Origin of the sequence: Sphingomonas sp. IC-11 (assembly GCF_021043365.1) — a bacterium.
Taxonomy (GTDB): Bacteria; Pseudomonadota; Alphaproteobacteria; order Sphingomonadales; family Sphingomonadaceae; genus Sphingomonas.
This window is the reverse complement of sequence record NZ_JAJNDU010000001.1, coordinates 1729905-1749431: the sequence shown is the minus strand read 5'-3', so window position 1 is coordinate 1749431 and position 19527 is coordinate 1729905. Positions and strand designations below refer to the sequence as shown.

Here is a 19527-nt window from a genome sequence, read left to right as displayed (position 1 = left end):
CGGCGCTAGGGACCCGGCCGTGAACCTGCGCCATATCGAAATCTTCCACGCCGTTTACGTCAACGGCTCCGTTTCCGCCGCGGCCCGTGCGCTGAATGTGTCGCAGCCCTCGGTATCGAAAACCCTGCGTCACGCCGAGACGCTGCTGGGTTTCGACCTGTTCCAGCGGATCGGCGGCCGGCTGGTGCCGACCGAGGACGCCCACAACCTCTTCGCCGATGTCGCGGAGATCCAGGAGCGCGTGCGCGCCCTGCGCGAAGCCGGGCGCAACATGCGCAGCGGCGGTGGCGGCAGGCTGCGTATTTCCGCGCTGCCAAGCCTTGCCCTCGGCGTCCTGCCCGCAGCCGTTTCGCGCTTCATGGAGCGCCACCCGGACGTCCACTTCGACCTACAGACGGTTCATCACGACGACCTCCTCCGCAAGCTGTACGAGCGCGAGACCGACATTGCGGTGGCGAGCGAACCCCCACGCGGCGCCGCGCTGAGCAATACATGGCTCGGAGAGGGGGAATTGGTGGTCCTTTATCGCGAAGCGGAAATGCCCGACGCGCCCGCCCGGGTGGAGCTGGCGGAGCTTGCCAACCGCCGCTTCATCTCACTGGCCGGAAGCGGGCCGATCGGTACGCTGCTGACCGACGAGCTCGACCGGCTGGGCATTGCGCTGGACGAAGTGGTTGCGGCGCGCACCTTCTATATCGCGGCCGCGCTGGTCCGCGCTGGCGTTGGCATCACGGTGGTGGACAGTTTTACGGCCGAGGCGTGGGTGGCGGAAGGGCTCGCCACGCGGCCGTTGAAGCCGTCGCTCACCTTTGACGTGCACGCGATTCACCTGCTCGACCGGCCGCCCTCAGCGCTGGCGAGCGAGTTTCTGGCTGTCTTGCGAGAGGAGATCGATACGGAATGATGCTGATCCTGCTGCCGTTGCTGGCTGCCGCTGCGGCGGACACATCATCCCCGACCCCGACCCCGACCCCGGCCATTGCCGCGCCCGCTCCGGTGACGGAGGCGCTTGCGACCGCGGCGACCGGCACCCGTATCGGCCTGCTGGTGGTGGACGAGGCCGGACGCGAGATCGTCGCGATCCGGCCGGACGACCGCTTCGTTCCAGCGTCGAACACCAAATTGTTCACCACCGCCGCGGCCTTTGCCATGCTGGAGACGGAAGGTGCCGATACGGCTGCGGGAGCCAGCGTGCGGCTGGAACCGCGCGGCGCACTGCGGGACGTGGTTCTGGTGGGCGCGGGTGATGCGCGGCTTTCCAGCGCACGGGATTGCACCAACGATTGCCTGGCGACGCTGGTGGATGCCGTGGCACGCGAGACGAAGGTCGTAGGCGACGTGATCGGTGACGACACCGCGTTTCCGGACGAACGCTGGCCAGCGGGCATGAGCTGGAACAACATGGTGGGCCGCTATGGCACGGCCGTGTCCGCGTTGACGATGGACGATAATGAAGTGGCGCTAACGGTGCGCCCTGGCCGCGCGGGTGGCGCGCCTGAGGTTTCCGGTGACGGCTATTACCGGATCGACAATCGCGTGGTGACCGTGCCCGCAGGAGGCAAGCGCTCGATCGGTTACATGCGCGAGCCCGGAAGCGATCTGCTGCGGCTGACGGGCACCATCCCGGCGGATGCCTCACCCTATGAAGTCAGATTGGGCGTCGATGATCCGGCGCACCGTGCTGCCTGGCGCTTTGCCGAACTTCTGCGGTCGGCGGGCGTCCGGGTCACCGGCAAGGTGGGCGTGCGGCATCGGCCGGTAATGCCGGCGGACGATCCCAAGGTGCGCGGCAACGCGCCGGCAGCGAGGCCGCCCGAAGTGCCCGCGTTGGCAAGGCTGACCCCGGCACCGCTCCGCGAGGATTTGGTGCACACGAACAAGGTAAGCCAGAACCTGCACACCGAATTGCTGTTGCGGCGGGTGGGTGCGGTATCCGGAAGCGGATCGGTGGCCGACGGACATGCCGCGATGGATGCCGTGCTTGAGCGGGCGGGCATCCAGCGCCGGCAATATGACTTCGGCGACGGATCCGGGATGTCCAATTATAATCGGGTGACCCCGCGTGCCAGTGTCAGGCTGCTCCGTTGGGGTGCGGAACAGCCCTGGGGCGCGGCGTGGCGCGAAACCTTCCCGATCGCGGGTAAGGATGGGACGCTGGCCAACCGCTTCAAGGGCACGGCTCTGGAGGGGCGGCTGTTTGCGAAGACCGGCACACTGAATGCCTCCAACGCACTTGCTGGTTATTTCACGACGGCGACCGGCCGCACCTTCACCTTCGCCGCTTACGCGAATGACATGCCCGGCGACGTCAGCGCCACCGCTTCGCTTGACGCGGCACTGGTCGCCGTGGCGGCGGCGAACTGAGGAAGCCGATCCGGCGCCGCCTGAGGGGCGCAATGGCGGGAGCAAATCCCCCGCATTGCGGCCAGCGCTCAAGCGGCGCAGGATCAGAGCCATGACGAAGTACCTGATCTCGTTTCCGAGCGAAGCCATGATCGTCCGGGAGGACGAGTTGCCGGCAGTGGCGGATGCGGCGCGCGCCGTGATCGAGCAAGCGAAGGCGGCAGGCGTTTATGTCTTCGGCGGAGGCATCAACGAGCAGGTGGCGCCGGTTCTGGTGGCGGGCGACGGATCCGCATCGCCGCAGATCTATCCGGGCAGTCAGCTGCGCGGCGGGTTCACGATCCTGGAACTGCCGACGCGGGACGAGGCGATGGCCTGGGCGCGCCGGCTCGCGGTCGCTTGCCGGTGTTCCCAGGAGCTGCGCGAGTTCATGTACGATCCGGCGAGCTGAGGAGGTGACCGGCAGTGCTGCCTGTGTTCAAGCGGCGTCGAAAGCCTGGATCACCGCGTCGCCGGTTTCCGGGCGAAGGGTGAAGATGCCGCTGTCATGATGGCGCGTGGGGTGGACGCGATTGGTGAGTAGCGTCCACGCAAGGTCACGCTCGAAATCGATCCAGAGACCGGTGCCGGTGAAGCCTGTGTGGCCGATGGCGCCAGGCGAGCAGGCCTGACCACCCGACCAGCCGGGAAAGCGGATCTCCCAGCCGGCCGTACGGTGACCCTCAACCGGTGTCCGAATTGCGTCCAGCATCGCGGGAGAAGCGGCAGAGCCATCCAGCAGGCCGCGAGCGAAATCGAGGACGCCGTCGACGGTTCCGAACAGTCCGGCATGGCCGGTACGCCCGCCCATCGCCCAGCAATTTTCGTCGTGCACTTCGCCCTTCATGACCCGGCCCCGCCATTGGCAGTGTTCGGTTGCGACCGCCGGGCCCGGGGGCGGACCCCAGCTGAGGCCTTTGCCGAGCGGCTGAGCTTCCAGCCCGGCGCCGGTCAGTCGCTCGATAGCGATGCCGAGCAGGATGAAGTTGATATCCGAGTAGACCGACGGGCCGTGCCGCCATTCGCGCTGAAGAACGAAGGCCCGCAGGCGCGCCGGATCATCGCCATAGGTGTAGATCGGCTCCACCGCCGGAAGAAAGGTGCGATGCACCAGGCAGTCCCGGAAGGTCAGCCGACGTTCCGGCGCATTCGCGACATCATATTGGCGCAGATCCGGGATGGCGTCAGTGAGCGGACGATCGAGATCCAGCCGACCTTCGTCCGCCAGCCGCAGGATGATACTGGTCGTGGCGATAACCTTGCTGACCGATGCAAGATCGAACCAGTGTTCGCGCGTGAGCGGCTCTTCCTCCGGTTCTCGCTGCGCCAGGCCGGCTAGGCGAACGGCGCGCGTACCATCGGCCGTAACGATGCCTAAAGCGGCGCCTGGAATACGGCCAGCAGACACAGCCGCGGCGGCGGGCGCAAAGCCGCCTTCGACAATGGAATCGATCATTCGCTCTCTTCGGATCTGGGGCGGATATGGGCGAGCAGCGGCAGGAACACGACGGCCACAAGGCTCAGTGCGCCAGACAACAGGAAGAAATTGTCATAGCCGATCCGGCCGACGATCGTCCCGCCGGCGCCTGAAAGCAGCCGCGGGAGCAGAAAGGCAAAGCCGGTGAGGAAGGCATATTGAGCACCGGGATACCGCGGGTTCACCAGCAAGGAGAGATAGACCACGAAAACGGCACCAGCGAAGCCGTTGCCGAACTGGTCGGCACCGGTCGCGAGGTAGAGGAGCCCTTCGCTGACGGGCTGATGCTGAAGCCAGACAAAGCCGAAATTGCCGATCGCAGCCACGAGGGCCCCGATCGCCAGCATCCATGACATGGCGTGCCGAGTGACCATCCAGCCAGCGAGACCAACGCCGATCGCGCTGGCGGCAAGCGCCACAACGCTATCCGCACGGCCAATCTGTGACAGGGAGTAGCCGAGATCCTTGATCATCGGCTTGGAGAGATTGAGCGCGAGAACGTCGCCCATCCGATAAAGCGAGACGAACGCCAGCAGGATCAGCGCGCCGAAGCCATAGCGCCAGAAGAAATCGACGTAGGGGCCGAGCAGCGCGGAGCGGCGGATCGGCGCGTCGCTGGGTGCGCGGCGGATCTGCGGGAGTGCGGCGGCCATGAGCAGAAACGGAAGCATGCAGCAGCCCAGCACCCAGGGGGTGACGTTCGTGTCGGCATCAATTCCCGCGCCGGACGCGGCCCACAGGATGAGCCAGCCGATGGCGGCGGTGGCAACCATGGCGCTGCTGAGGATCATGCCGCTGGCGACCAGTCCGGTAGCAAGCGCGGGAACCCTCTCCCGGGCGTCGGGCGTGTGGCCGCGCATGGCGGCCAGGATCGGAAAGGGAAGAAATGCGGCCGCCGCGATGGCGAGGTAGGCAATCGTCCAACCACCCCAATCGGCAAGCAGGAGCGCGCCGCTGCCAGCGGCGACCATCGCCCCGCGATAGCCCCACAGATTGGCAGCAACGATCGGGCCTTGCTCGTCCTGCGTAGGATAAAGTTCGATACGCCAGGCATCGGCGGCGACTTCCAGCGTGGTTGTCCAGAAAGCCAGCAACACGGCAAACAGCGCGGTCACCCCGAGAGAGGCGTCTTCAGCGGTCCACGCCATCGCGACGAGAGAAGTGAAGATCCCAAGCTGGGCCAGCATCATCCAGCCGCGGCGCTGTCCGTAGAATCGGGAGAAGCCGGGGACGGCGTACCGATCCAGCAGCGGCGCCCAGACGAACTTCAGGGTGGGCAGCAGCTGCACCCACGCGAAGAAGCCGATCACGGCCAGCGCCACGCCATGTGCCTGTAGCCGGAGCGCGAGCACCGTGGAGAACATGTAAAAGGGCAGGCCCGCGGCGAACCCCAGCACGCCATAAAGGGCCATGCCGCGGCGATCGATGGCGGCCGGTGCGGAAGGGGGCTCAGCGAGCGCTGCCGGAGCAGCCAGTTCGGTCATGCCGCCGATCGTTCAACGCCCGCTCGCCCGCGTCAATCCCGGCAGCTGCGGTGAGTGGCGACGGCATCACTGCTGGTTATACCGGCGAGACAAGCCGATATGGGTCATCACGCGCCCGCGAGCGCAGAATGGCGATTGCGATGGTAAGCTGGTATCTCGGTGTGGATGCGGGCGGCAGCCACTGCCGCGCGCGATTGATCGACCAAAGCGGGTTGGTGATCGGCACGGGACATGCCGGGCCGGCCAACATGCGCATCGGCGCTGCCGCCGTGCGGGCAGTTTTCGACGATGTGATCGATCAAGCCCTGGAGTCCGCTGGCCTTGCCGCGAGCGCGCGCGCCGATATCGCGGCAGGCGTCGGCATCGCTGGCTTGTCACGGCCCGGGAGCGCCGAAGCGCTGCGCGCCATTGACTTTGGTCTGGCCAGGATAGCGTTCGCTACGGACGCGGCGATCGCCAACCTCGGCGCTCATCGGGGGCGGGACGGTGCGACCCTGATCCTAGGCACTGGCAGCATCGCTCAATTGCGCGTGGGTGGCACCGATTTCGCGATTGGCGGCTACGGATTCCCCATTTCGGATGAGGGCAGCGGAGCGGCGCTTGGCCTGTCGGCGATGCGGCACGCCCTGCGCGCGCTGGATGGGCGCACGACCCGCACACCGCTCGCTCTTGCCATCGCTGCGCGCTTCGGACACGCCATTCCGCAAGCGATTGCATGGATGGATCGCGCGACGCCGGCGGATTATGCCGCCCTCGCGCCGATCGTGATCCAATATGCGCAAGCGGAAGATCCGATCGCGCGGTCCATCGTGGAGGATGCCGCCGGCCATGTGGAGCGGTTCATCGAGACGATCTTTGAGCGGGGCGCGCCGGCCTGCGCGATCCTGGGCGGACTCGCACCGCACCTGCGACCGTGGTTGCGCGCCAGAACGGTTGCGAAGCTCAGCGAGCCGCTTGGGGATGCTTTGGACGGGGCGCTATTCCTTGCAGGCTTTGCCTTGCCGGAGGTGACACGCGAATGACGGCGCTGATCAGGCTGAGCGAGCAAATGGCCGATCGTTTCGGCGAACGGTGGATCACGCACGAAGCCGGCCGCGCACAGTTCATGGCAGCCGAAGGGCACCACGAGGCCCTACTGCCAGACGTCGTGGCGCAGCCACGCACCGCAGAAGAAGTACAGATCCTAATGCGGGCGGCGACAGCTCTGGCAGTGCCGATCGTGCCGCTGGGCGTCGGCACCTCTTTGGAAGGCAACGCCGGCGCGGTCGTCGACGCGGTCTCGGTCGACCTGTCGGGCATGAACCGCGTGCTTGAAGTGGCGCCAGAAGACCTTCTGTGCGTGGTGGAGCCCGGAGTCACTCGCGAGGCACTGAATGAGGAGCTGCGCGCAACGGGCTTGTTCTTCCCGATCGATCCCGGCGCGAATGCGACGATCGGAGGCATGATCTCCACCAGGGCGTCAGGAACGAACGCCGTGCGCTACGGTACGATGCGGGAAAACGTGCTGGGGCTGAAGGTCGTGCTGCCGGATGGCACGATGATCCGGACTGGCAGTCGGGCGCGAAAGTCAGCCGCGGGCTATGACCTCACGCATCTGTTCACCGGATCGGAGGGCACACTCGGGCTGATCGTGGAAGCGACAGTTCGATTGCACGGCATCCCGGAGACCGTTCTCGCCGGAAGTTGGGCGTTCGACAGCCTAGAGGGCGCCGTTCAAACGGTGATCGAGACGATCCAGAGCGGCGTTCCCGTGGCGCGGATGGAGTTGCTGGACCCGGTGGCGATCCGAGCCTGTAACGCTTACGCAGGCCTTACGCTGCCGGAACAGCCGACGTTGTTCGTGGAATTGCATGGTTCGCCCCGAGCCGTTCAGGAGCAATGCGAGCAGCTGGAAGCGATCGGCGGGTCGAATGGTGCGGGCACGCTGGTGATGTCAGCTGACCGTGACGAACAACGCCGCCTGTGGCGCGCGCGTCACGCCGCGCTGCCGGCAGCGCGCGCGCTAGTGCCGGATGCGGTGACATGGTCCACCGACATCTGCGTTCCGATCTCCAGCCTGGCGGAGGCGATCAGGCGTGCGAGGGCGGCAATCGATGCCGCAGGGTTGCTGGCGCCGATACTGGGGCATGTGGGCGATGGGAATTACCACGTCTTCTTCGTCTTGCGCCGGGATGATCCGAGCGCTTGGGCAAGAGCGCGGCAGGTCAACGAGGAACTGATCGACTTTGCGCTGTCGGTTGGGGGAACCTGCACCGGGGAACATGGCATTGGTATTGGCAAAAGGGGGGCGCTGTTGCGTGAGCATGGCGGTGAAGCCGTCGCGCTGATGCGGCGGTTAAAGGCCGCGATCGATCCGGCAGGCCTGATGAACCCTGGCAAGATCTTCGCGGAGGCGTCGGCCGATGAGCACTGAGCAGGTCGATCCGCGCTACGTCTCCATCGACTGCTGGCCATCCGTCTCTGCGGTCGAGGCCATGCTGGAGGGCCAGATGGCCGCCATTGCGGCGATCAAGAGCCAGGTCGCGACCATTGCGTCCGCCGCGGAGGCTGCTGCCCGGCGGCTCGGGGCCACGGGGCGATTGATTTATGCAGGCGCGGGTACGTCGGGCCGCGTTGCCGTGCAGGATGGGGTGGAGTTGTTCCCGACCTACAACTGGCCGCGCGAGCGGCTCGTATTCCTGATGGCCGGCGGATCGGCTGCCCTGACCGAAAGTGTCGAGGGAGCCGAAGATGATGCAGCAGCCGGCCGTGAAGCGGTCGCGCAGCTTGGCGTTGAGGCGAGCGACGTGGTGATCGGCGTCGCCGCCAGCGGGCGTACACCCTACACGTTGGCAGTGACCGAGGCTGCGCGCGAGGCGGGCGCCTTGACCATCGGGGTAGCGAACAATCCGGGCGTCGGCCTGCTTACCAAGGCGGAGCATGCGATCCTGGCGGACACGGGAAGTGAAATCGTGGCTGGATCGACCCGGATGAAGGCGGGAACAGCGCAAAAGGCGGTGCTCAACCTGCTGTCCACCACCATCATGCTGCGCCGCGGATTGGTGCATCAGGGCCTGATGGTGAACATGCGGGTCTCCAACCGCAAGCTGCGTGGGCGCGCTGAGGCGATGGTCTCGAATATTGCCGGGGTCAGCCGCGACGTGGCAGCTGCGGCCCTGGACCGGGCGGGAGAAGAGATCCGGAGGGCGGTGCTGGTGGCTCTGGGTGCATCCGCGGACGAGGCAGACGACTTGCTCGTCGCGCATGACGGTGCTCTGGCGGGAGCAATGGCGGCTTTGAGGCCACGGCAAGCGGCAGAGTGCTGATCGCGAAGCGCTGGGTTGATCAGGGCAGGCGCCGCTGCGTTGGTCAGCAGTCAATAGCCGCACCAGCGCCGGTATATCGCCGGTCCCGCTCCAACCGAGCGGGACCAAGAGGCGTAGACTGTCTCGATCAGTAGCGGAAGCTCACGGTCCCGAGGACCGTCCGGGGCGGGCCGTAGAAGCTTTGGTCGAACGTCAGGGCACTAAGGTACCGCTTGTTCGTAGCGTTGCGCACGTTGACGCCGATCGCAACATTCGGCGTGAGTTCGTAGCGGCCCATCAGGTCCATTAGCACATACCCACCTTGTTCCAGCCGGATCGGATCACCAGCAGGCGTGAGGCCGCCCGGCTCGAAGTAGAAGTCACTCTGGTACTGGAGTGAGGTGCCAAGCTTCAGCTTTGGCAGCGCTGGCGGTGCGTAGGTGATGTTCAGTCGACCAACGTTGCGGGGCACGAACGTGCGCTCGGGTTCGTCGTTCTGATCCCGGATCCGCATCGTCGTGAAGCCACCAGTGGCTTGCAGGCCCGCCGCGAGCTCACCGCCGAACTCAAGCTCAACGCCTTGCGACTTTGCATCGACCGGAATGTACACGGTGCGGCCCAGGGCCGAGTCGAACTGGCCGAAGGCGGTGTTGTTCTGGCGCGCCTGGAACAATGCTGCGCTGGCGTATAGCCGTCCGCCGAACCATTCCGCCTTGAGGCCAGCCTCGAGATTGTCCCCCACGATCGGCGGCAGGATTTCGTTTGTCGCGCTTACCTCAACCTGCGGACGGAAGATCTTCGCATAGCTGGCATACAGGCTGAGGTTTGAGGAGATATCGAATGTGGCGCCGACGAACGGCGAGAAGCGCGAGCGGTCGTAAGCCTGGGCTGTTCCGTAGGAATCGCCTTCACTGGTGGCGTGGGTGAAGTTGCCGCCCAGCATGACCTTCAGCGGATCAGCCAGATTCAGGCGTGCGAGGCCGTAGACGGTCTCGCGTACCAGGTGGGTGTCGAGGCTGAGTGCGTAGGGCGTCGGGAAATCGACCCGAGGGAACGCACCATCGAAGAAGGTGTCGAGCGACAGCGGAATGCCGACCTGGCTGTAATCATAACTGGAATATTGCCGGTACTTTTCGGCACCGCGCTGCAGCCCGAGCACGACGTCGTGATCCCGGCCGCCGGCCGAGAGCTTGCCGCTGAGATACCCATCAATCGTCAGGTTTCGTGTCTCGCCCTTGAAGGCGCCGGGATAACTGAAGATCGCGCGTGTATCGTCGGGATCGTTCGGATCCCCGGAGTCGATACCGCCCGGTGCGCCGCGGACCGGGTTGCCGTAGACGTAGAAGAGCCGGTCGTCCTCGCTGTTGGCGCGCCGCAGTACCGACAATTTTGCCGTCCAGCCGTTCCCGAAGTCGTGGGTCAGATCTCCGAAGATCTGGCGCTCCACCACGCCCCACGAGGACCATTCCGGCGCGTAATTCGCGCTGCGATCGAACTCGAGCCGCGTGCCATCAGTATAATAAAGCGGGATCGCCCCCCACATGGCGCCGCGACTGCGATGATCCTGATGGCCATAGCCTGCGGAGATCACGGTGTTGGGACCAAGATCGGCCTCGACGATGCCATAGCCCGTCCAACGCTGCAGGCCGTAGCGATCAAGGTGGCTGTCCGTATCAAGATACGCACCGACCGCGCGGGCCCGGATCGAACCGTCCTGGGTCAGCGGTACGCTGACATCGGCATCGACGCGGAAATTGTCGTAGGAGCCATATTGCACACTGCCGGAGGCCTTCAGCTCGCGGTAGGGGCGTTTCCGGATGAAGTTGACCACGGCTGAAGGGTTACCCGTGGGGGATAGCAGGCCTGGCGCGCCACGGACCACTTCGATGCGATCATAGATGGCGGTATCGATGGACCCGGTCTGGATGCCAAATGAAAAGGGCAGGCCAATCCCGTCGACCTGGAACGTCTGAATGTCGAACCCGCGCGCAGAGTAGTAGATGCGGTCAGTGTCCGAAGTCAGGACGCTGACGCCCGGCACGGTATTCAGCAGTGCGTTGACGTCGTTCAGCTGGAAATCGTCGATCTGAGCGCGGGTGACGACGCTGATGGACTGCGGCGTTTCCCGCTGGCTCATCTGAATGCGTGTGGCGGTTCGTTGCGTCCGCACACCATAATCATCGCTGCCTTCGCTGCGCTGACCGGTCACCACGATGTCCTCGCCGCGCTGCGGCTCGGTTACCGCTTCCGGAGCGGCAATCGCGGCAGCGCTGGCCAGCAATGCAGAGATCATCATGGTTCGTGCCTCCCTTGAACGGGAAGCCCGCTAGAAGCGTTTGCCTGCTATTGCAAGCGAAACTCATTATCGGAAGTTGAGGCTGGATTAGGCGACTGGATAGGGGGTTAGGGTCGCGCGGTTCTCATCCGCGGCGACCGCGCGGCCAATCATGGGGAAGGCGCGTTGCGGGCAGGCGGTGCGTTCGCACACCTTGCACGCGACGCCGATCGGGGTGGCGGCGGACGGATCGCTGAGGTCAAAACCGCGCGAATAGACGAGGCGGTGCGCGTGGCGGATGTCGCAGCCGAGCGCGATGGCGAAGGTCTTGCCGGGCTCGCCAAAGGCGCCGGCGGTGCGGCGCACCGTGCGCGCGACCCACAGATAGGTGCGGCCGTCGGGCATTTGCGCGACCTGGCGCAGCACGCGGCCGGGCTGGGCGAAGGCCTCATACACCTTCCACAAGGGGCAGCTGCCGCCGACGCGCGAGAAGTGGAAGTCGGTCGCCGACTGCCGCTTGGAGATATTGCCCGCGCGGTCGACGCGGATGAAGAAGAAGGGGACGCCGCGTGCCTCTGGCCGCTGGAGCGTGGAAAGACGGTGGCAGATCGTTTCGAACCCGACGCCGAAATAGCGCCCGAGGCGCTCGATATCATAGGCCTGCGCCTCCGCCGTGGCGAGAAAGTCGGCATAGGGGAGAAGCAGCGCGCCGGCGAAGTAATTGGCTAGGCCGATCCGCGCGAGCCGGCGTGCCTCGCTGCCGGTCAGAACCGGGCTGCTGGCGAGATCGTCGATGAGGTCGCCGACCTCCAGGAAGGCGAGCTGGGTCGCCATCTGGAACGCCTGCTGGCCGGCCCGCAGATCGGGCGAGATGTGGAGAACTCGGGCTTCGGGATCGTAGCGGCGCTGAACCGAGCCGGGCTGGGCATGGACGACGCGGATGTCGTGCAGCCGCTGGAAGCGCTCGATCAGCCCCGCATGGACCATGCGCGGGGCAAAACCGGCCTCGCGGTAGAGCCGCTCGGCCGCCTGATCGAGCGGTTCGATATGGTTGTTATGCGCATGGAAGAATTCGCGCACCTGTTCAAACGGCATGCGCGCCGAGCCGCCGCCAAGCCATTCATTGCCAAGCTGATCGGCCATCGCCTCGGTCCGCTCGATCATCTCGCGGTGGCGGCGCTGGAGGCTGATGAGAGTGCGCGCCACGGCGGGCATGTTGGTGGCGAGCTCGCGGATTTCGGCGAGCGCGATCGGCTCGGGCGCCTCGGCGAGGCTGTCGCGCAGGTCGGTGATGAGACGCGCCTCCTCGTCCTCCGAGAAAAGCTGCACGTCGATGCCGAAGACGGCGTTGATCTTCAGCAGCACCGGCATGGTCAGCGGGCGCTGGTTCTGTTCGATCTGGTTGAGATAGCTGGTCGAGATGCCGAGGGCATGGGCGAGCTCGACCTGTTTCAGTCGCCGTTCCTCGCGCAGCCGCCGCAGCCGCACGCCCATAAAGGTCTTCCGCATGTGCGCCTTTGCACCTTTCGCATCCAGCGGCCGGCGGGGAGCCAGCGTTACCGGATGGGGAGCTTAGCGCCTTGCGGATGTTGCGAAAAGGCGGGTGGCTGCCCGGCCGGCGCGACGCCGGCCGGGCATACCGAAGTGGATCAGCCCTCCTGCGGCATCACCGGCACCACCGTCTTGATGATGCTGGCGTCGAGTTCCTCGAAATCGTGCAGGCCGATCGTGTCGTACAGCTCCTGACGGGTCTGCATCCGGTCGACATACTTGTGCGTGCCGCCATGCTCCTTGATCGACGCATAGAGCTCCGCCTGCGCCTTGTTGGCGACGCGCAGGGACGAGACCGGCCAGATCACCATCTTGTAGCCCATCTCCTCGAATTCCTCCGCGGTGTAGAAGGGCGTCTTCCCGAATTCGGTCATGTTGGCGAGCAGCGGCACGTTGGGCAGTGCCTTGGCGAACTTCTCGAACATCTCACGCGTGTTGAGCGCCTCGGGGAAGATCGCATCGGCGCCGGCCTCGACATAGAGCTTGGCGCGATCGACCGCGGCGTCGAAGCCCTCGACACCGGCGGCGTCGGTGCGGGCGACGATGACGATGTCACGCGCGGCCTTCTTCGCAGCGGCAACCTTGGTCGCCATGTCCATCGCCGAAACGAGGTTCTTGCCGTTCAGGTGGCCGCACTTCTTCGGCAGGATCTGGTCCTCGAGGTGGACTGCGCCGGCCCCGGCATCCTCGAAGGTGCGGACCATGTGCATCACGTTCAACGCCTCGCCATAGCCGGTGTCGCCATCGACGAGCAGCGGCAGGCCCGACGAGCGGACGATCTGGCGGATGAAGAAGGCGACTTCATCGACGGTGATGATGCCGAGATCGGGCAGGCCCATCGAGGCGGTCATCGCCGCGCCCGACAGGTACAGGCCGTCGAAGCCGGCGTTGCGCGCCTGGATCGCGGCCTGGCCATTGTGCGCGCCGGGCAGCTGGAAGATGCCCGGACGCTCGAGGCCGGCGCGGAAGCGCTTGCCGGCGGATTCGGTGGGGAGGTCGGAGGCGAGGAGGTAAGGCATTATCGGTCCTTGCTTATTCAGCGTCTGATTTGGGTTGGCGTCAGCATTTTTTTAGCTTGGCGCGGCCCTCGACGATGGCCGCGCCTCCGATCCTCTCACTACGTCAGCGGGCGCTTACGTGCGCTCGGCCAGCGGCACCCACTTGAGGTCTTCCGGACCCGTGTAGTTCGCCGACGGGCGGATGATCTTGTTGTCTTCGCGCTGTTCGATGACGTGCGCTGCCCAGCCCGAGGTGCGGGCGATGACGAACAGCGGGGTGAACATCGCGGTGGGGACGCCCATCATGTGATAGGAGACGGCCGAGAACCAATCGAGGTTCGGGAACATCTTCTTCACTTCCATCATCACCGATTCAAGCCGGTCGGCGATGTCGTACATCTTGGTGGAGCCGGCCTCGTCCGACAGCTTCTTGGCGACGCGCTTGATGACGACGTTGCGCGGATCGCTGATCGTATAGACGGGGTGGCCGAAGCCGATGATGACTTCCTTGGCTTCCATGCGCTTGCGGATGTCGGCCTCTGCCTCGTCCGGGTTCTGGTAGCGCTTCTGGATCTCGAAGGCGACTTCGTTGGCGCCGCCGTGCTTGGGGCCGCGCAGCGCGCCGATCGCGCCGGTGATGCACGAATGCATGTCCGACCCGGTGCCGGCGATGACGCGGCTGGTGAAGGTCGAGGCGTTGAACTCATGCTCGGCATAGAGGATCAGCGAGGTGTGCATCGCCTGCACCCAGCTATCGGACGGCTTTTCGCCGTGGAGCAGGTGGAGGAAGTGGCCGCCGATCGATTCATCGTCGGTCTCGACCTCGATCTCCACGCCGTTGTTCGACAGGTGGTACCAATAGAGCAGCATCGAGCCGAGGCTGGCCATCAGCCGGTCGGCGATGTCGCGCGCGCCCGGTGCGTTGTGATCATCCTTTTCCGGCAGCGCGCAGCCGAGCGCCGACACGCCGGTGCGCATCACGTCCATCGGGTGAGCGGCGGCGGGGAGGGCGGCGAGCGCCTCCTTCACGGCGAGCGGCAGGCCGCGCAGCGCCTTCAGCTTCGCCTTGTACGCCTTGAGCTCGGCGGCATTGGGGAGCCAGCCGTGGACGAGGAGGTGTGCGATTTCCTCGAACTCCGCCGTCTCGGCGAAATCGAGGATGTCATAGCCGCGGTAGTGCAGGTCGTTGCCGGTGCGGCCGACGGTGCACAGCGCGGTGTTGCCGGCGGTGACGCCGGAGAGGGCGACGGACTTCTTCGGCTTGAAGGTGGGAGCGGTGGCGGTGTCGGTCATGCTCTTTCGGTCCTCTTTGACTAATCAATCTGCCCGTTTCGGGCGTGTTGCAGCTACTACCCGTGCCGGGCAGCTGGTCAGAAGCTTCCTTCGGGCACGCGCACATGCCCTTCCATGAGGATACGTGCGCTGCGGCTCATGATCGCCTTGGTGACGGTCCACTGGCCGTCGACCAGCTTCGCCTCGGCGCCAACGCGCAAGGTGCCCGAGGGGTGGCCGAAGCGGACCGCCTGGCGTTCCCCGCCGCCGGCCGCCTGGTTGACGAGGGTGCCGGGCACGGCCGCCGCGGTGGCGATGGCGACCGAGGCGGTGCCCATCATCGCATGGTGGAGCTTGCCCATCGACAGCGCGCGGACGAGCAGGTCGATATCCTCGCCCTTGACGATCTTGCCGCTCGACGAGGCGTAGTCGGTCGGGGGCGCGACAAAGGCGATCTTTGGCGTGTGCTGCCGCTTGGCGGCTTCCTCGGGCGACTTGATGAGGCCCATCTTGAGCGCGCCGATCGTGCGCAACGTCTCGAACCGGCGCAGCGTGTCGGTATTGGTGTTGATCGTCTCGCGCAGCTCGGTGCCGGTGAAGCCTATGTCGGCGGCATTGACGAAGATCGTCGGGATGCCGGCGGTGATCATCGTCGCCTTGAGCTTGCCGCCGGGCACGATCTCCTCCGGCACGTCGAGCTCATCGACGAGATTGCCGGTGGGGAACATCGAGCCACCCTCGTCGCCCTCGTCGGCCGGGTCGACGAACTCGAGCACGATCTCGGCCGCCGGGAAAGTGACGCCATCGAGCTCGAAGTCGCCGGTTTCCTGCACTTCCCCGTTGGCGACGGGGACGTGCGCGATGATCGTCTTGTTGATGTTCGCCTGCCAGATGCGGACCGTGCACATCCCGTTTTCGGCGCGTTTCGCATCGACATAGCCGGCGTGGATCGCAAAGGCGCCCGCGCCGGTCGACAGGTTGCCGCAATTGCCCGACCAGTCGACGAAATCGGTGTCGATCGACACCTGACCGTAGAGATAGTCGACGTCGTGGCCCGGCTGGCTGCTGGGCGAGACGATGACGCATTTGCTGGTACTGGACGTTGCGCCGCCCATGCCGTCGATCTGCGCGCCATAGGGATCGGGGCTGCCGATGACTCGCTGGAACAGCTTGTCACGGGCGGGACCCGGAACCTGGGCGGTCTCGGGCAGATCCTCCAGCCGGAAGAACACGCCTTTGCTGGTGCCGCCACGTATGTAGGTGGCGGGGATGCGGACCTGGCCGGCCATTATGCCGCCGCCGCCTCGGATTCGAGGAAATCCTGTGCGAACCGCTGCAGCACGCCGCCCGCCTCGTAGATCGAGACTTCCTCGGCAGTATCGAGGCGGCAGGTGACGGGCACCTCTTCCGTCGTCCCATCCTTACGGTGAATGATCAGCGTCAGCGTGGCGCCGGGCTGACGATCCCCGATCACGTCATAGGTCTCGGTACCGTCGAGGCCGAGCGTCAGGCGGGTGGTGCCCGGCTTGAACTCGCACGGCAGCACGCCCATGCCGATGAGGTTGGTGCGGTGGATCCGCTCGAAGCCCTCAGCCACGATTGCCTCGACGCCGGCGAGGCGGACGCCCTTAGCCGCCCAGTCACGCGAGGAGCCTTGGCCGTAATCGGCGCCGGCGATGATGATCAGCGGCTGCTTGCGCTGCGCGTAGGTTTCCATCGCCTCCCACATGCGCATGACGACGCCGTCCGGCTCGACCCGGGCGAGGCTGCCGCGCTTCACCTGACCATCGACCACTGCCATCTCGTTGACGAGCTGCGGGTTGGCGAAGGTTGCACGCATCGCGGTAAGGTGATCGCCGCGGTGAGTGGCGTAGGAGTTAAAGTCCTCCTCCGGCACGCCCATCTTCGCCAGATACTCACCCGCCGCCGACGAGGGCAGGATCGCATTCGAGGGCGAGAGGTGGTCGGTGGTGATATTGTCCGGCAGGATGGCGAGCGGGCGCATCCCCTTCAGCGTGCGCGGATGCGCGGCGAGCGCGCCGACGCCCTCGGTATCCCAGTACGGCGGGCGGCGGATGTAGGTCGACATCGGGCGCCAGTCGTAGAGCGGGCTGATCTTTTCCGCCGAACGCGCCCGCGCGCCGAACATCGGCTCATAGACCTTGCGGAACTGCTCCGGCTTCACGTGCGCGGAAACGATCGCGTCGATCTCCTCGTCGGTCGGCCACAGATCCTTGAGGCGGATTTCCTTGCCGTCGACCACGCCCAGCACGTCCTGCTCGATATCGAAGCGGACGGTGCCGGCGAGCGCATAGGCGACGACCAGCGGCGGCGAGGCGAGGAATGCCTGCTTGGCATAAGGATGGATGCGGCCGTCGAAGTTGCGGTTACCCGAGAGGACGGCGGTGGCATACAGATCGCGGTCGATGATCTCCTGCTGGATCTTCGGATCGAGCGCGCCCGACATGCCGTTGCAGGTGGTGCAGGCGAAGCCGACGATGCCGAAGCCGAGCTTCTCGAGCTCGGGCAGCAGCCCGGCCTCTTCGAGATACAGGCGCGCGACGATCGAGCCGGGGGCGAAGCTGGTCTTCACCCAGGGCTTGCGCACGAGGCCAAGGTCATTGGCCTTCTTCGCGACGAGGCCGGCGGCGACGACGTTGCGCGGGTTCGACGTGTTGGTGCAGCTGGTGATCGCGGCAATGATGACCGCGCCGTCCGGCAGCAGGCCCTGGCGTTCCTCCTCCTGCGCAGCCTCAAGCCCGACGGCGATGCCGCTTTCCTCCAGCGCGGAGGTCGGCAGGCGGCGGTGCGGGTTGGACGGGCCGGCGAGGTTGCGCACCACGGTCGACAGATCGAATTCGAGCACGCGTTCATATTGCGCGGTCTTCAGCGCGTCCGCCCACAGGCCGGTGTGCTTGGCGTAGGTTTCGACCAGCTTCACCTGCTCCGGCTCGCGCCCCGTCAGGAGGAGATAGTCGATCGTCTGCTGGTCGATGTAGAACATCGAGGCGGTGGCGCCATATTCCGGGCACATGTTTGAAATGGTCGCGCGGTCGCCAATCGTGAGGCTCTCCGCGCCGTCGCCGAAGAATTCGAGCCAGGCGCCGACCACCCGCTCCTTGCGGAGGAATTCGGTGATGGCGAGGACGATGTCGGTCGCGGTGATGCCCGGCTGACGCTTGCCGGTGAGCTTCACGCCCACGATGTCGGGCAGGCGCATCATCGACGCGCGGCCGAGCATCACGGTTTCCGCCTCAAGCCCGCCGACGCCGATGGCAATGACGCCCAGTGCGTCTACGTGCGGCGTGTGGCTGTCCGTGCCGACGCAGGTGTCGGGGAAGGCGACGCCGTCGCGCAGCTGGATGACGGGCGACATCTTTTCCAGGTTGATCTGGTGCATGATGCCGTTGCCGGCGGGGATCACGTCGACGTTCTGGAACGCCTCCTTGGTCCATTCGATGAAGTGGAAGCGATCCTCGTTGCGGCGATCCTCGATCGCGCGATTCTTTTCGAACGCCTGCGGATCGAAGCCGCCATGCTCGACCGCCAGACTGTGATCGACGATCAGCTGGGTCGGGACGACCGGGTTCACCTTCGCCGGATCACCGCCCTTGTCGGCAATCGCATCGCGCAGGCCGGCGAGGTCGACGAGCGCGGTCTGGCCGAGGATGTCGTGGCAGACGACGCGGGCGGGATACCAGGGGAAGTCGAGATCGCGCTTTCGCTCGACGATCTGGGTCAGGGCATCGGTGAGCAATGCGGGATCGCAGCGGCGCACGAGCTGTTCGGCCAGAACGCGGGAAACATAGGGCAGGCCGTCATAGGCACCGGGGCGGATCGCCTCGATCGCCTCGCGCGTGTCGAAGAAGTCGACGTTCGTGCCGGGAAGCTGTTTGCGGAATGCTTTGTTCATGGGCGAATCTCTACCTGGCGTTGCTCGGCGCACAGGAACGAGGCTCTAACCCGGGCGTGCGCGTCGCGTCGTACGATCACGGTCCCTTCATTTGTGCATTATCCGCAACGACGCAACCCATGCGGGCCCGTTAAAGGGCGAAGATCGGCGGATGCGCGCCGGACGGCTTGCGAACTTTGCGAAGATAGCGCTTTTGCCCTCCGGGCCGACTTCCCGTATATCGCCGCGCCATGACCGAGATCGAACGCCCCCTGCTGACCCCGCCTGAGGGCCACAAGAAAGTGCTGCTGCACAGCTGCTGCGCGCCGTGTTCCGGCGAGGTGATGGAAGCGATGACGGCGAGCGGGATCGACTACACGATCTTCTTCTACAATCCGAACATCCACCCCAAGGAAGAATATCTCCTGCGCAAGGAGGAGAATATCCGCTTCGCCGAGAAGCATGACGTGCCGTTCGTCGATGCCGATTATGACACGGTGAACTGGTTCAAGCGCGCCAAGGGGATGGAGCAGGAGCCCGAGCGCGGTATCCGCTGCACCATGTGTTTCGACATGCGGTTCGAGCGCACCGCGCTCTATGCGCATGAGAATGGCTTCCCGGTCATCACCTCGTCGCTGGGGATTTCGCGTTGGAAGAACATGGCGCAGATCAACGATTGCGGCGAACGCGCGGCATCGCATTACCCCGACCTCAGCTATTGGACGTTCAACTGGCGCAAGGGCGGCGGCGCGGCACGGATGATCGACATTTCCAAGCGCGAGCATTTCTACCAGCAGGAATATTGCGGCTGCGTCTATTCGCTGCGCGACACCAATGCGCATCGCGTGTCGCAGGGGCGGCCGGAGATCGAGATCGGCAAGCTGTTCTACGGGGCTGACGAACAGTCTTGAT

15 protein-coding genes are annotated in these 19527 nt (G+C 65.5%); 7 read left to right on the top strand and 8 right to left on the bottom strand.

The window, feature by feature from the left end:
• Positions 1–19: 19 nt before the first annotated feature.
• The 3 genes from LQ954_RS08430 to LQ954_RS08420 all read left to right on the top strand — a co-directional run bounded on the left by LQ954_RS08430 (position 20) and on the right by LQ954_RS08420 (position 2794).
• The gene (locus LQ954_RS08430) at positions 20–904 is read left to right on the top strand and encodes a LysR family transcriptional regulator (protein ID WP_227769898.1); all 885 of its coding nucleotides are present in this window, start codon (positions 20–22) and stop codon (positions 902–904) included.
• Complete coding sequence (gene dacB, locus LQ954_RS08425) at positions 901–2364, top strand: D-alanyl-D-alanine carboxypeptidase/D-alanyl-D-alanine endopeptidase (RefSeq protein WP_231022644.1); 1464 nt, start codon at positions 901–903, stop codon at positions 2362–2364. Before LQ954_RS08430 ends, dacB begins: the two co-directional genes overlap by 4 nt.
• A gap of 91 nt (positions 2365–2455) precedes the next feature.
• Positions 2456–2794: a YciI family protein gene (locus LQ954_RS08420; protein ID WP_231022643.1), complete on the top strand. Its 339-nt coding sequence runs from the start codon at positions 2456–2458 to the stop codon at positions 2792–2794.
• A 27-nt stretch (positions 2795–2821) separates the two neighbouring features.
• Here LQ954_RS08420 and LQ954_RS08415 read toward each other — a convergent pair whose 3' ends face one another.
• Both LQ954_RS08415 and LQ954_RS08410 read right to left on the bottom strand, forming a co-directional pair.
• Positions 2822–3838: a serine hydrolase domain-containing protein gene (locus LQ954_RS08415; RefSeq protein WP_231022642.1), complete on the bottom strand. Its 1017-nt coding sequence runs from the start codon at positions 3836–3838 to the stop codon at positions 2822–2824.
• Positions 3835–5343: an MFS transporter gene (locus LQ954_RS08410; protein ID WP_231022641.1), complete on the bottom strand. Its 1509-nt coding sequence runs from the start codon at positions 5341–5343 to the stop codon at positions 3835–3837. The genes LQ954_RS08415 and LQ954_RS08410 overlap by 4 nt, the downstream gene beginning before the upstream one ends.
• Positions 5344–5471: 128 nt before the next feature.
• Here LQ954_RS08410 and LQ954_RS08405 point away from each other — a divergent pair, with 128 nt between their 5' ends.
• From LQ954_RS08405 to LQ954_RS08395, 3 genes are read left to right on the top strand one after another with little or no spacing between them, the layout of a single operon-like run.
• Entirely contained in the window at positions 5472–6365 is an 894-nt protein-coding gene (locus tag LQ954_RS08405) for a BadF/BadG/BcrA/BcrD ATPase family protein (protein WP_231022640.1), read from the top strand.
• On the top strand, positions 6362–7756 hold the full coding sequence (locus LQ954_RS08400; RefSeq protein ID WP_231022639.1) for an FAD-binding oxidoreductase: 1395 nt from the start codon (positions 6362–6364) through the stop codon (positions 7754–7756). The genes LQ954_RS08405 and LQ954_RS08400 overlap by 4 nt, the downstream gene beginning before the upstream one ends.
• Positions 7746–8648, top strand: coding sequence for an N-acetylmuramic acid 6-phosphate etherase (locus LQ954_RS08395; RefSeq protein ID WP_227769905.1), 903 nt, complete (start codon positions 7746–7748; stop codon positions 8646–8648). The genes LQ954_RS08400 and LQ954_RS08395 overlap by 11 nt, the downstream gene beginning before the upstream one ends.
• 127 nt (positions 8649–8775) lie before the next feature.
• On the opposite strand, the gene LQ954_RS08390 is transcribed toward LQ954_RS08395, so the two are convergent.
• From LQ954_RS08390 to acnD, 6 genes are all read right to left on the bottom strand, one after another.
• The gene (locus tag LQ954_RS08390) at positions 8776–10923 is read right to left on the bottom strand and encodes a TonB-dependent siderophore receptor (RefSeq protein ID WP_231022638.1); all 2148 of its coding nucleotides are present in this window, start codon (positions 10921–10923) and stop codon (positions 8776–8778) included.
• A gap of 87 nt (positions 10924–11010) precedes the next feature.
• The gene (locus tag LQ954_RS08385) at positions 11011–12411 is read right to left on the bottom strand and encodes a short-chain fatty acyl-CoA regulator family protein (RefSeq protein ID WP_231022637.1); all 1401 of its coding nucleotides are present in this window, start codon (positions 12409–12411) and stop codon (positions 11011–11013) included.
• A gap of 140 nt (positions 12412–12551) precedes the next feature.
• A complete protein-coding gene (prpB, locus tag LQ954_RS08380) occupies positions 12552–13472 on the bottom strand; it encodes a methylisocitrate lyase (protein WP_231022636.1) in 921 nt (306 codons plus the stop codon).
• A 114-nt stretch (positions 13473–13586) separates the two neighbouring features.
• The gene (prpC, locus tag LQ954_RS08375) at positions 13587–14744 is read right to left on the bottom strand and encodes a bifunctional 2-methylcitrate synthase/citrate synthase (RefSeq protein WP_231022635.1); all 1158 of its coding nucleotides are present in this window, start codon (positions 14742–14744) and stop codon (positions 13587–13589) included.
• Between the two features lie 77 nt (positions 14745–14821).
• A complete protein-coding gene (gene prpF / locus LQ954_RS08370; protein ID WP_231022634.1) occupies positions 14822–16012 on the bottom strand; it encodes a 2-methylaconitate cis-trans isomerase PrpF in 1191 nt (396 codons plus the stop codon).
• A complete protein-coding gene (acnD, locus tag LQ954_RS08365; protein WP_231022633.1) occupies positions 16012–18636 on the bottom strand; it encodes a Fe/S-dependent 2-methylisocitrate dehydratase AcnD in 2625 nt (874 codons plus the stop codon). Before acnD ends, prpF begins: the two co-directional genes overlap by 1 nt.
• Positions 18637–18866: 230 nt before the next feature.
• Between acnD and LQ954_RS08360 the strand changes: the two genes are divergently transcribed.
• The gene (locus tag LQ954_RS08360) at positions 18867–19526 is read left to right on the top strand and encodes an epoxyqueuosine reductase QueH (protein ID WP_227769912.1); all 660 of its coding nucleotides are present in this window, start codon (positions 18867–18869) and stop codon (positions 19524–19526) included.
• The last annotated feature ends 1 nt before the right edge of the window (position 19527 follow it).

Excerpts from the sequence above, each read along its gene's own strand:
- acnD (WP_231022633.1), bottom strand. The coding sequence starts at position 18,636 with ATGAACAAAGCATTCCGCAAACAGCTTCCCGGCACGAACGTCGACTTC.
- LQ954_RS08390 (WP_231022638.1), bottom strand. The coding sequence starts at position 10,923 with ATGATGATCTCTGCATTGCTGGCCAGCGCTGCCGCGATTGCCGCTCCG.
- LQ954_RS08360 (WP_227769912.1), top strand. The coding sequence starts at position 18,867 with ATGACCGAGATCGAACGCCCCCTGCTGACCCCGCCTGAGGGCCACAAG.
- prpC (WP_231022635.1), bottom strand. The coding sequence starts at position 14,744 with ATGACCGACACCGCCACCGCTCCCACCTTCAAGCCGAAGAAGTCCGTC.
- LQ954_RS08385 (WP_231022637.1), bottom strand. The coding sequence starts at position 12,411 with ATGCGGAAGACCTTTATGGGCGTGCGGCTGCGGCGGCTGCGCGAGGAA.
- LQ954_RS08415 (WP_231022642.1), bottom strand. The coding sequence starts at position 3,838 with ATGATCGATTCCATTGTCGAAGGCGGCTTTGCGCCCGCCGCCGCGGCT.
- LQ954_RS08410 (WP_231022641.1), bottom strand. The coding sequence starts at position 5,343 with ATGACCGAACTGGCTGCTCCGGCAGCGCTCGCTGAGCCCCCTTCCGCA.
- prpB (WP_231022636.1), bottom strand. The coding sequence starts at position 13,472 with ATGCCTTACCTCCTCGCCTCCGACCTCCCCACCGAATCCGCCGGCAAG.
- LQ954_RS08420 (WP_231022643.1), top strand. The coding sequence starts at position 2,456 with ATGACGAAGTACCTGATCTCGTTTCCGAGCGAAGCCATGATCGTCCGG.
- dacB (WP_231022644.1), top strand. The coding sequence starts at position 901 with ATGATGCTGATCCTGCTGCCGTTGCTGGCTGCCGCTGCGGCGGACACA.
- prpF (WP_231022634.1), bottom strand. The coding sequence starts at position 16,012 with ATGGCCGGCCAGGTCCGCATCCCCGCCACCTACATACGTGGCGGCACC.
- LQ954_RS08405 (WP_231022640.1), top strand. The coding sequence starts at position 5,472 with ATGGCGATTGCGATGGTAAGCTGGTATCTCGGTGTGGATGCGGGCGGC.
- LQ954_RS08400 (WP_231022639.1), top strand. The coding sequence starts at position 6,362 with ATGACGGCGCTGATCAGGCTGAGCGAGCAAATGGCCGATCGTTTCGGC.
- LQ954_RS08395 (WP_227769905.1), top strand. The coding sequence starts at position 7,746 with ATGAGCACTGAGCAGGTCGATCCGCGCTACGTCTCCATCGACTGCTGG.